This window comes from Mucilaginibacter metallidurans (assembly GCF_003286435.2).
In the GTDB taxonomy this organism is placed as follows: Bacteria; Bacteroidota; Bacteroidia; order Sphingobacteriales; family Sphingobacteriaceae; genus Mucilaginibacter; species Mucilaginibacter gossypii.
Genome location: NZ_CP043449.1, coordinates 1,988,931 through 2,000,771, shown reverse-complemented (window position 1 = coordinate 2,000,771; position 11,841 = coordinate 1,988,931). Strand labels below are relative to the sequence as shown.

Annotated in this window: 11 protein-coding genes; 4 read left to right on the top strand and 7 right to left on the bottom strand. The window is 41.0% G+C overall.

The window, feature by feature from the left end; translation table 11 throughout:
• Positions 1-165 precede the first annotated feature (165 nt).
• Together DIU38_RS08635 and DIU38_RS08630 are read left to right on the top strand one after the other, a co-directional pair.
• Entirely contained in the window at positions 166-1,059 is an 894-nt protein-coding gene (locus tag DIU38_RS08635) for a MerR family transcriptional regulator (RefSeq protein WP_112653700.1), read from the top strand.
• 175 nt (positions 1,060-1,234) lie between these two features.
• Positions 1,235-2,071 carry a phytoene/squalene synthase family protein gene (locus DIU38_RS08630; protein ID WP_112653701.1) on the top strand — a complete coding sequence of 279 codons (837 nt, stop codon included), beginning with the start codon at positions 1,235-1,237 and terminating at the stop codon, positions 2,069-2,071.
• 192 nt (positions 2,072-2,263) lie between these two features.
• Here DIU38_RS08630 and DIU38_RS08625 read toward each other — a convergent pair whose 3' ends face one another.
• The 5 genes from DIU38_RS08625 to DIU38_RS08605 form a co-directional block, all read right to left on the bottom strand.
• Positions 2,264-3,415, bottom strand: coding sequence for a sensor histidine kinase (locus DIU38_RS08625; protein WP_149354064.1), 1,152 nt, complete (start codon positions 3,413-3,415; stop codon positions 2,264-2,266).
• A 323-nt stretch (positions 3,416-3,738) separates the two neighbouring features.
• A complete protein-coding gene (locus DIU38_RS08620; protein ID WP_091164195.1) occupies positions 3,739-4,110 on the bottom strand; it encodes a response regulator in 372 nt (123 codons plus the stop codon).
• A 764-nt stretch (positions 4,111-4,874) separates the two neighbouring features.
• Positions 4,875-5,711, bottom strand: coding sequence for a universal stress protein (locus DIU38_RS08615; RefSeq protein ID WP_112653703.1), 837 nt, complete (start codon positions 5,709-5,711; stop codon positions 4,875-4,877).
• 87 nt (positions 5,712-5,798) lie between these two features.
• A complete protein-coding gene (locus DIU38_RS08610; protein ID WP_112653704.1) occupies positions 5,799-6,308 on the bottom strand; it encodes a nicotinate-nucleotide adenylyltransferase in 510 nt (169 codons plus the stop codon).
• 20 nt (positions 6,309-6,328) lie between these two features.
• Complete coding sequence (locus DIU38_RS08605; protein WP_091164186.1) at positions 6,329-6,997, bottom strand: BON domain-containing protein; 669 nt, start codon at positions 6,995-6,997, stop codon at positions 6,329-6,331.
• Between the two features lie 285 nt (positions 6,998-7,282).
• Here DIU38_RS08605 and ftsH point away from each other — a divergent pair, with 285 nt between their 5' ends.
• Positions 7,283-9,226: an ATP-dependent zinc metalloprotease FtsH gene (ftsH, locus tag DIU38_RS08600; protein ID WP_112653705.1), complete on the top strand. Its 1,944-nt coding sequence runs from the start codon at positions 7,283-7,285 to the stop codon at positions 9,224-9,226.
• 87 nt (positions 9,227-9,313) lie between these two features.
• Here ftsH and DIU38_RS08595 read toward each other — a convergent pair whose 3' ends face one another.
• Together DIU38_RS08595 and DIU38_RS08590 are read right to left on the bottom strand one after the other, a co-directional pair.
• A complete protein-coding gene (locus DIU38_RS08595; RefSeq protein ID WP_091164184.1) occupies positions 9,314-9,547 on the bottom strand; it encodes a hypothetical protein in 234 nt (77 codons plus the stop codon).
• A 216-nt stretch (positions 9,548-9,763) separates the two neighbouring features.
• Positions 9,764-11,203 carry an MBL fold metallo-hydrolase RNA specificity domain-containing protein gene (locus tag DIU38_RS08590; RefSeq protein ID WP_208057550.1) on the bottom strand — a complete coding sequence of 480 codons (1,440 nt, stop codon included), beginning with the start codon at positions 11,201-11,203 and terminating at the stop codon, positions 9,764-9,766.
• 143 nt (positions 11,204-11,346) lie between these two features.
• On the opposite strand from DIU38_RS08590, the gene DIU38_RS08585 reads away from it, so the two are divergent.
• Positions 11,347-11,778, top strand: coding sequence for an Hsp20/alpha crystallin family protein (locus tag DIU38_RS08585; protein WP_112653706.1), 432 nt, complete (start codon positions 11,347-11,349; stop codon positions 11,776-11,778).
• The last annotated feature ends 63 nt before the right edge of the window (positions 11,779-11,841 follow it).

The following is an 11,841-nucleotide window of genomic DNA, read 5'->3' as shown; positions in this document are numbered from 1 at the left end:
TCTACAGCTTCATTGTGCCTCTTGTCACCACCTCCGGTTTTTCCGTGCTTAGCAACTTGTATATTCCCTACAATACTTACGCTTAAGAAATTTGACATACTTCATAAAGAAACATTTGTTAATTCATTTTTTTGTCTAAATTTGAATTGATAAAACTTAGACAAAATGAATTATTCCATTTCTGATCTTGAGCAATTGTCAGGTGTTTCTGTCCATAATATCCGTATTTGGGAAAGGAGGTACCGGGCATTTACCCCTTCAAGAACAGCTGGGAATACGCGCTTTTATGATGATGACCAACTAAAGAAATTATTGAGCATAGCCGGACTTTACCACGCTGGCTACAAAATTTCTAAAGCCTGCGCGTTAAGCCGGGAGGAAATGAACAAACTACTCAAGAATGAAATAGATAAAACGCGGCCAGCGCAACATCAGCATGAGTATTTCATTTCTCAGATCATCAGCAATGCATTAATTTTTCATGAGTATGCGGTAAATGAACTTATAACCAAATCGTTCGAGCAGAATGGAGTTTTAGGAACATATAAATTCGTGATATACCCCATGTTAGTCCGTGCCGGTTTAATGTGGCTAAACAATTCGCTTTGTCCATCACAGGAGCATTTTCTTTCGTCCATCATCAGGCAAAAGCTATTTTCAGCAATCAATGATTGTTTGGAGCAACAGCAAAATAGCAAACCGTTATGGCTGCTATTTTTACCGGAAGACGAAGATCATGATATTGGCCTGCTCCTTTCAAGCTATATGTTGCGGACTGCCGGCCATCGGGTGATTTATTTAGGTGCGCAGGTGCCAATGTTGGCTTTAAACCATACGGTTGAAAGCACGCAACCCCACAATCTCCTTTTTTTTATGACGCGTGTAAGGCCAATTGCTAATGCACAAGTATATATTGACCAGCTCGCGTCTACTTTCAAATCTGTTAAAATATACTTATCTGGCAACAAGCAAGTTATAAATAGTGTTCATTTTCCCAAAAACGTGTATTGGTTGGAAACGCTTCCGGATTTTGAACAAATAATCGCGCCGGTTATATGAGCAAAAAGGAACGAAAAGGGTACGCGATAACAGGCACTGACATTGCCGGATTAAGCGCCGCGGCGTACTTATTTTTGCAGGACACCCGAGCGTACCAGAACAAGGTGTTCCGCCTGCCAGCGTTTATGGCAATGTTTCAATACATCAATTATTAAACTATCTGAAAATCTAATCGATGAAAGAAAAATTTGACCGCCTTTCTGCGGAATGTAGTAAACTGGCAACACGCAGGTACAGTACCAGCTTTTTTCTGGGCATCAATTTTCTTGATAAAGAATTGCATAAGCCTATTTATGCCATCTATGGCTTTGTAAGACTTACTGACGAAATCGTGGACAGCTTTCATAATTATGACAAGCGTGAATTACTAAATAAATTTAGAAAGGATTGCTTTGAAGCGATAGAACTGGGTATCAGCCTAAATCCCATTCTTAACGCTTTCCAGGAAACAGTCAATAAATACCGTATAGATCACCAATTGATTAACCAATTTCTGCATAGCATGGAAATGGACCTGGACGACCAGCTTTATGATCAACAAAAATTTGAGGAATATATCCTTGGATCTGCTGAGGTGGTTGGCCTGATGTGCTTATACGTGTTCACAAACGGCGATAAGGACAGTTACGAAGCTCTTAAGCCGGGAGCCATGCGCTTAGGCGCGGCCTTTCAAAAGATTAATTTCCTGAGAGATATCGGCGCGGACTATCTTCAGCTCAACAGAAGCTACTTTCCGGGGATTGACCTTAAGCATTTTTCCGAAACAGATAAAAGAAATATAGAACAAGAGATTGAACAAGACTTCAATGAAGCGTTGAAGGACATCCGAAAGCTACCAAAATCTTCCCGCCGGGGCGTCTATCTGGCTTACCAGTATTATCGCGAGTTGTTTAAAAAGATTAAGCTTGCGAGCGCCTGCGTGGTTTTTTCTAAAAGATTCAGAATTTCTAATCGCAGCAAACTTATATTGATATTTGATACTTTGCTTAAACACCAACTCAATTACCTTTAAAAACCGTTTTTCAGATATCCAATTTTTCAGAGATGTGCCTTATAACTTTATCAATATTATCGCAGCAAATGAAATGTGAAACCCATATTTGATCATAGGTCTGTTTTTTATAAAACTACGTTTCAAAACCGGAAAATAATCTGGAGTGCCTGCCTTTCTAAAGTATAAATAAATTGTCCTGAACTATCCAATTTATTTAACAACAGGAAAGATCATAGTAAAACAAGTTTCTTTATAAGGGGTGCTCCAAAATTGGAGTGTACCGTTCATTAACTGAACATACCGCTTCACAATATTAAGCCCTAATCCCGTTCCGGAAATATGCCCGGTATTATTGATTCGGTAAAATTTTGAAAACAGTTGCATTTGATCCTGTTTTGCAATCCCTATACCATTATCTCTCACACTGATTAACAAATTTTCGGCGGTCAAATTGGTAACCAGTTCGATATTTGTTTCATCACCCGCATACTTAATGGCATTTGATAAAAGACTATTGATTGATTTTGAGATCAGCATCCGGTCCAGGCAAACAACGGTATTTTCCTGAACCGGTTTGTAAGTTAATTCCTGGCCGGGCCGGGCCATTTGTTTCATAGCAGCCATAATCTCTTCACAAAGCGGTACCAAATCGAAAGATGAAAATTCGGCTTCAGTCAAACCTTCTTCCAGCCTTTCAACAGATAAAAAATCTTCAAGGATATCTTCAAGATTATGAACTACCTGTTTGATCTTGGCAACATGTTTGACAATTGATGTTTTTTCATCTTTTTCCAGGTATTTAGCGATTAGGGTGGCTGACAGTAAAATAGAGCTTAACGGTGTACGAAATTCATGTGATGCCAAAGTCACAAACGTGCTTTTTAATTGGTTTAATTCAAACTCTTCCCTATATGCCCTGATACGGGCGTTTAATTCCTTCAGAATTAGATAAACTAAAAAAGATACAATGACCATTATTAAAACAGAACCGGCGACTATAACAACCCGGGTTTGTTTAGATGATAGTTTATAACCGGCCTCTTGCGAAGACAGGAACATTTCTTCCAGGTGCTTAAAGCGGCGGATGGTTTCGTTAATTTTTTCAATTTGTAACCTGAGGCTACCGCTTTCTGAAAAGGTCGTTCTCCGCAGCGTGTCTATTTGATGTTTCAAGTTAGTAACCTTTGTTAATTGATTATCATCAATTAACAAAGCTTTTAAGGAATTAACTTTTGTATTAAGCCTTTCATACTGCTGCGTATTTAAGCCGAAACTATCTTTAGGCGCTAACGGCTTTGAATACGTTTGGTACACCATAGCCTGATTAAACAGCATGTTCAGCGAGTCAGTTTTTCTAAGCACCTGGTAGGTACGTTCTATCCGTTTTTCATTTCTTTCTTGTTGGATTAACGTATTATAAGAAACTGCCCCTGTTAATATAACAAGTATAATTGAAGCAGCACAACCGATGTAAAAATCGAACCGAAAGCTTTTGAGCGCGGTTGGGGCCAATTGTCTGGTTATACGTAATCCTCCCTGGTTAAAATATTCCTGCTTTCGCTTCCTTCAGGGATTTTCATTGATTATTTATTTATCATCAAAAATCGCTCCTCAGAATATTAGAACAAATGACCTTGGGCACGCTATTTTAAATAGTTTATCACATATTGATAACAAATATTTAGTTAAACCGACTCCTGCAGCGAATGCCTGATGGCTTGAAAAAGTTCTTCAGGGTCAAATGGCTTGCGGATGTAGCCGCTTGCTCCCATCTCCAGGCCGATCGCTACATCCTTTTTTTCAGCACTGGCCGTTAAAAATATAAATGGAATAGCCCTGGTCGCGGCATTGTCTTGCAAATATTTAAGAACCTCATAACCATTAGCCTCAGGCATCATAATATCGCAAAGTATTAAATCAGGCAGGTGTTCAATAGCTAATATTAATCCTGTTTTTCCATTCAGTGCGGGGATGACGTTATAGCCTTCTAATTCCAACAATTCGCAGGTATTTTCGCGAATGTCGTTATTGTCTTCTACCAGTAAGATCGTTTTCATAGCCTTAGATTCATTGGAAATTCAATAATGAAAGTTATTCCGAGGTTAGCGTTGCTGATAAAACTGATGTTACCGTTCAATAACTCTACGTATTGTTTTACAAAAATAATTCTACCAATTGCCCTTCAAGCTCGGATTTATCATAGCCGAACAATTTTTATGCACATGGGTTAGATAACTCGATCCTCCCCCCCTTCACTTATCACCAAAACCCAACTGTAGTGTGCTGAAATAAAGCTTTAAACCCCGCTTCATTTTCAAAGAGATAAAGTATTTAACTCGTTCATAACACGAGAGATTGAGGTATAAGATGTTTTGCGATTGTTTAATAAAGTTAAAAAAATTCCCAAAAGTTTTAAACAAAAACTAATAGTAAATAAGCATTAAAAAATTACGAACTTACAAATTAACAAAAGGTGCTGTTAATTGAATGTGTGCTTTTCATGGCCGATTGGCATTCGCCGATCGTTTTATCAATTTGTCAGGAAAAAAAAGAGAAACACAGCCATTCCTATAATGATAAGTAATACAAATGAGAGCAAAAGAATAAGCGGCCAATTGCCGCGCAACCAGTTGGGCGACTTTTGGGCAATTTGAGTTAAATATTTTGTTTTCATGGTCATGGCTTTTATTTAGTTGAGGTTTTATCCGGATCGCTTTTCCACACTTTGGGTGTATAGCTTGTGCAGCGGCTTCAATTGCGTAAAGATAATTTACTCAACAGCTCACTTAAACTTTTTCAAACTAATCAGCTTTTGTCGGAGTTACCAATGGGTAATAAACACCGGAAGATTATTTAATTTAATGATCAGCTCTGCTGTACTGTCTTTAAAAAAATTAGACAGCCAGTTACGCCCATACGCTCCCATAACCAGGCATGCATTGTTCTCTCTAAGGGAATAATCAAATAACTCATCCTTTGGTTTTCCCCGTAAATCTTTAAAGTTGATCAGGTTATAATGCACCCTGAGGTATTCATAAAGCTTTTCCTTTTGCTCTTCATTAAATGCAGCATTTTCGTCCGCCTGCAGCACCATCATCTCAGCATCTTTCAATTCAGGAAATAAATAGGTAAACTGCTTGATTGCGAATAAAGCCGAAGCGCTGCCGTTAAAAGCAAAAATGATCTTATTGATTGGATGGGTATGGTGTGGTGCTATGATCACCGGGCATTCTGACTTCGCCAGCAGGTTTTTTACAAAGTCAGCCGGCATTTCGAGAGCGGACGAAGCGAACAATACAGGTCCTGAAACCAGAACATCCGCATATCGGCTTTCATTGATCAATTCCGTTTGCGGGACACCCTGATCACGATGGACCCTGCAATTGATACCCTGGGCTTCGCAGGCTTCTTTGAACACGCGTATGTTCAATTGAGCAGCTTTCTCCTTAAAAGCCTTTATTGGTTCTTCATCTGCATCTATGGTTTCTACATAAACACTGCCGTAGGCGAACTTAACACCAGCCTCGTGCGTAGGGGCCTGATCTTCTAAGAATATTCCGCAAAGCTGAGATCCTGTTAACCGGGCCAAATAAACACCGAATGCCACAGATTGTGGGTCCGGATTTTCTGCGTTTAACGCGAGCATAATCTTTTTCATAACCGTTTGTTTAAAGGGAAGCTTCCGTCTTTGACTGCCAGAGCTTCCCTTATTGTGACAGGGATGCAAGGTATTGAGGTCAGTTACTTAGCGAAATTCTCCCTTTTCGTTGAGTTTTACTTTCATGCGTTTATCGCCGTTTTCCAGCAGGAGCTTGAAGGTTTTATCAGCCTGATCCTTATGATCAAAATAATTAACCTGGTAAACATCCTGCGAAATACGCCAGTTTGGAAAGCGCTGCGAAACAGCAGTCCTGACTGCCTCGGGCAATTTTGTATTTTTAAACTTTTCGGCTGTTCGAAGGAGTTTGCCATCCTTATCATAGGCCGCGAGTATTTTCCCGTCAGGTATATAAAATGAGATATAGTACCCATCATAGTCATCATCATAAAATTCTGATTTTTTCACATCGTAACTGGCAGCTTTAAATTCGAGCATCCTAACTGGTTGCGACATTTCACGGTTATCTGTGGCATTTAAATATTTGTAAGTCGAAGCAACAATCCGCACTTCAGGTAAAATTACCTGAGCCGATGAGCATAGAGCAAAACCGACTATCAGCGCGGTTAGCATAAGCATGGGTTTGAACGTTTTCATGTTGTTTTGTTTTTAATGAATTAATAGACAAATTCCGGTTCTTCAATAGTCAGCTTATTTTCTACATGGCGTACACCGGGAGCTTCCCACGCAACATCTTCGGCATCTTCACTTTCGGTAAGGGAACGTACCTTCCCGGTCAGGACAACTTTGTTTCCGATTGTATCCACAGTTACTTTGCTGGCGTCGACAGTTGCATTCCTGCGGAAAGCATCTGCAATCTTTTTTTCCAACTCCAATGGGGTTAATTTCGGTTTAATGGTGATCCGGTTGAACACCGAACGCACTCCTGAAAGGTATTGAATCGCCGTCTGGGCATTAACACGCTGGTATTCCCACTCAAGTTCACCTTCCAGGGTAACGTCACCATCTTCTACCTTAATTTTTATCTTATCGTCAGGTACTACCGAATGCCATTTAAGTGCATTTAGTACTGCCTCAGCAATTTCTGCGTCTGTTCTCCAGTAGGCTGGCGACACACCAATATGAATATCTTCAGCGATGGCCTTGACACCGGCAACTTTTTTGGCCGCCCGCTCGGCAGTTAGCTTTTTGGAAAAGGAATCTACATTGCCTGATAATGTCACGATGCCATTCTTCACAGCAACGCCAATTTCAGATGAATTTAGAAATGGCTGCCATTTCAATTCATCCATTACATCTTTTTGGATTTGATTGTCTGTTCTCATAATTTTTGAATGTAATTAACTACAACAAAGAACCGAATAGCCGGCAGCTATCACCATGATGGTGATCATAAACTGATATGATGTTCATCATCAATGAGATAAGGCCACCAAACATTATCTTTCTGAGTTTCCTTAACCTGGCTACTATCAGGCGGCCAAAGCCCCCTCTTTGATTCCTTTTACTTCAAACTAATGGAGTTTTGTCACACTTCATTACGACACAAGTCACATTTTCGGCAAACACCCGTCATTTCAGGTTTGTCCGCTTCAACTCATCTTTATTTTATGAAAAAAGCGATACCAACAGTAAATAAAAACACTAAAAAAAAATATAAACCAACATTCAGTTGGGCTTGGGTATATGTGATCATTTTGCTGTATTTGATTCTTTCCCCATTCTTGTCCGGAGATAATGTTAAAGAGATCACCTGGCAGCAATTTTCGAAAGATATGCTAAGCCGAAAAGCTGTTGAAAAGTTAGAGGTGATCAATAAAGAGCATGTTAACGTATACATCAAAAGTTCATTTGCAGGCGATACCGCTTTCAAAACCGCATTTAAACCAGTAGTTGGCCGGGGCCTGAACTACGGGCCACATTACACTTTTACAATAGGATCAGTTGAATCTTTTGAACTTAATCTCGATAAAGCGGAGCAAGGTTTCCCCTTAAGTGAAAGGGTTTCGGTAAGGTATATCAACAAAAGCAACTGGTTCGTTAATATCCTCGGTTGGACTGTACCTTTCATCCTGATGTTTCTTATTTGGAATCTCATCATGAGGCGTATGGCGGGTACCGGAGCGCCCGGGGGATCTTCGATTTTTAGCTTCGGAAAATCAAGGGCTACATTGATTGAAAAACAAAACAGCACTGTCACCTTCGCCGACGTTGCCGGGCTGGAAGAAGCCAAGGTAGAAGTAAGTGAAATTGTCGACTTTCTAAAAACGCCTGACATATTCACCAAACTCGGGGCAAAGATACCTAAAGGTGTAATTTTAGTAGGGCCACCCGGGACGGGTAAAACAATGCTTGCAAAAGCCGTGGCCGGCGAAGCGCAGGTGCCGTTCTTTTCTATCTCCGGAGCTGCTTTTGTTGAAATGTTTGTTGGTGTTGGTGCTTCCCGGGTGCGCGATATGTTTCAACAGGCCAAAGAAAAGGCGCCCTGTATCATTTTTATTGATGAAATTGACGCAATCGGGCGTTCAAGAGGTAAAGGCGCATATTTAGGCGGTGTCAATGATGAACGTGAAAGCACATTAAACCAGTTATTGACCGAGATGGATGGTTTTGCTACCAATGCTGGGGTTATTGTGTTGGCGGCAACCAACCGGGCTGACATGCTGGACCCTGCCTTAATTAGGGCAGGAAGATTTGATCGTCATATTTACCTTGAGTTACCCAATTTAACGGAACGAGTGGCTATCTTTAAAGTGCACACCAAGCGGTTAACCATGGCCGATACCATTGACATTCCTGTGCTCGCGGCCCAAACGCCGGGCTTTTCAGGCGCAGATATTGCAAATATCTGTAATGAAGCAGCGTTAATTGCTGCTCGGAGGAAAGCCGACAGTGTACAAAATGCCGATTTTTCAGAAGCCATTTACCGTATAATTGCCGGGCTTGAAAAGAAAAGCAAAATCATTACGCCGGCCGAAAAGAAAGTAATAGCTTATCATGAGGCCGGCCATGCAGTTGCGAGTTGGTTGTTGGAAAATGTGGAACCATTGGTTAAAGTATCTATCATTCCCCGCGGGAAATCTTTAGGCGCGGCATTATACTTGCCAGAAGAGAAGCAACTGCGTAACAAAACTGCTTTCGTTGAACATTTATGTGCTACCCTGGCAGGCAGGGCGGCAGAAGAACTTACATTTGGCGAAATATCGTCCGGGGCGTTGGATGATTTGGAAAAAGCGACCAAAGAAGCAAGATCAATGGTTATGTATTATGGTTTTACCGAAAGGCTTGGAAACGTAAGTTATTACGATTCAACCGGTCAAACCGATCTGGCAATACAAAAACCCTTCAGCGAATCTACCAGCAAAATTATTGACGATGAAATAATTGGATTGCTGGCACAGGCCTACCAGAACGCGAAAGGAATTCTTGCCAAAAAGAAGCCTTTATTGGACCAGTTAGCAACCCTATTGTTAACTAAGGAAGAAATAGATAAAGGTGACCTCGAAAAGATTTTAGGCACACGGTCCGATTTTTTTCATTTACCCATACTTTAATAAATGATTATAAGGAGCTTGGGATTGATTGTCGGTGAATCAATTATTTTCACCAGAATTATATTGGGGATTATAGGTATTTAAAACTCAATTTACTTCGGGTATCTCAAATTCTTGTTCATAATAATAATTCATGCCATCATGTTCCCACTCAAGCATTGCCTTCCATTTACCGCTGCAGAGACCTGTTACCGAAATTTCAATTAAGCCCCCGTGCTGGTCATCAATTGGTACTACGCGTATTTCTGCCGGATAAAGTTTATTCAAAAGCCTGAGGAGGCCTTTTACGGGATGGCAAAAATTAAAAGTGAGCTTTTCCATGATCCGCACTTAATAAGTTCGCGTAACATTGCAATTTAATAACCCTGCTTTAAATGGCTTAGAAAGTAACCAGTATTCAAATATTGATAAATACCGGCTAAAGAAAAATGACGCTTATCATTAAATTAACCAATACAGTCAATTTACAGCACCAGGCACCGATTAACAGTATTGTTGCATTCAAAGTCAAGATATTACGCAGTACCACGGATCACATTACAACTGTTGATTTAAAGTGAATAAAAGTTCCTTATGGTAAGGCTTCATAATCTTTACTGTTAGTTTCAACTCATCCTGGATCTTAACCCGAAGAGTGTCTTGTGCGCATGGTTCGCCGTGTACCAGGTAAACCTCGGGTACCGAATTGTGAAACTGCTTTAACCAGGTAATCAATTCGGACTGATCGGCGTGAGCGGACAAACCTTCTATCTCCTGTACCTTCGCTACTACCGGGTAATATTGACCATGAATTTTCAATTCATGGATATGGTTAAGCAACGCCCTTCCCCGTGTGCCCTCGGCCTGGAAACCAATCAGGAGTATGGTGTTACGCGCATCGCCCAAATAACGCTTCAAATATTCCAGCACACGGCCTCCGGTTAGCATTCCACTTGCCGCAAGAACGATCTTAGGCCCTGCCCTTTTAATGATCTTTTCGGTATTCTTATAATCCTTGTTGATAGTTACGCTGTTAAACATGTCGGCACATTCTTTTTCATCAATAGTAAACCATTCGGGAAAGTGTACCAGGGTCTTTCCGGCAACTGCGGCCATAGGGCTATCAAGGTATACCGGAATGGATGACGGAATCAGATTATGTTGTTTTAAGCGATAGATCAGGTGCATCACTTCCTGGGCCCTGCCAACTGCAAAACATGGGATCAGGACATTACCCTTATTAAAAACAGTATCATTAATAGCACCCGCTAAATCCTGTGAAGTGTCATTTTTAGAGTGCAGGCGATCACCGTAAGTAGACTCCATGACTACAAAATCGGCTTGCCCTAATAACTCGGGGCCAGGTAATAGTTCTGACTGGTCACGCCCGATATCCCCGGAAAATACAATTGTCTTCTCAAAGCAACTTATTTTGACCGAACAAGCACCCGCGATGTGCCCACATGGGTACAAACTAAAACTTAGTTGTTTAGCCAGGCTGATTGTTTTGTGTATTTCACAAACTTCAAAATAGGGCAACGCAGCCTCAACATCTTTAACGGTGTACAGGGCCTTTGCCGGATGATGCCTGGAGTAACCGTATTTATTAGCCTTTTGGGCATCTTCTTCCTGTAGTTTGGCGCAGTCGCGCAAAATAAGCTCTACAAGGTCCCTGGTCGGCTGGCTCATGTAAATCTTGTTACGATACCCGTTCCGTACCAGTAAAGGGATATAGCCACAGTGATCGAGGTGTGCGTGGGTCAGTATCAGTGCACTAATATCAGCCAGGTTAACAGGCAGGCTTTCCCAGTTTTTTTCCCGCAAAGCCTTTATTCCCTGAAACAGGCCGCAATCGATCATAATGTTCCCCCCGGGGGTAAGCAGCAGATGCTTGGATCCGGTTACAGTACCTGCTGCACCTAATGATTGCAGGTAAACATTTTGTATTGCAGGCCCGGTTTCTATCGCCGACTCCCTGTCATTAAAAGATTCATTCATAATCTATTACTTATTACCATAAAGGTATTGCGATAGAGAAACCACCAAACTGACATCAATCACACCAAAGCGTGACAGTGGTCATTATACTTAGTGTATCCCATGGCGAAATTTGGATAACCAATCATTTAACAAACAAATTTATGACAGCCTTAATAAAATCACATCGCGTTCCATCATGGAAATCAATGATGGAGAATTTTTGGAGTCCAGACCGTTTTTTTGATAAAACTTCCAGCGGCGGAGAATTTCTCCCGGCTGTAAATATCCGTGAAACCAAAAATCATTATAAGCTTGACGTCGCTGTTCCCGGCTTTAAAAAAAACGATTTCAAAATCATTACCGAAGACGGCTTACTGACCATCAGTGCGGAAACCAATAAAGAAGAAAAGGAAGAGATTGATAGTTATACACGTAAGGAATTTTCCTTTGCTTCCTTCCGTCGCACATTTAAGCTGCCAGACAATGTTAAGGAAGACGGGGTGAATGCCAATTATCACAATGGCCTTTTGGAAATCGAACTTAAAAAAAGCGGCAGAAACCAGGCGGCAAAGAAAGAAATTAAAGTAGACTAAAAATTTTTGCCGGCAACACCGGCGATTTTGACAATCGGACGCTCTTCGGCCGGCTTAATAACA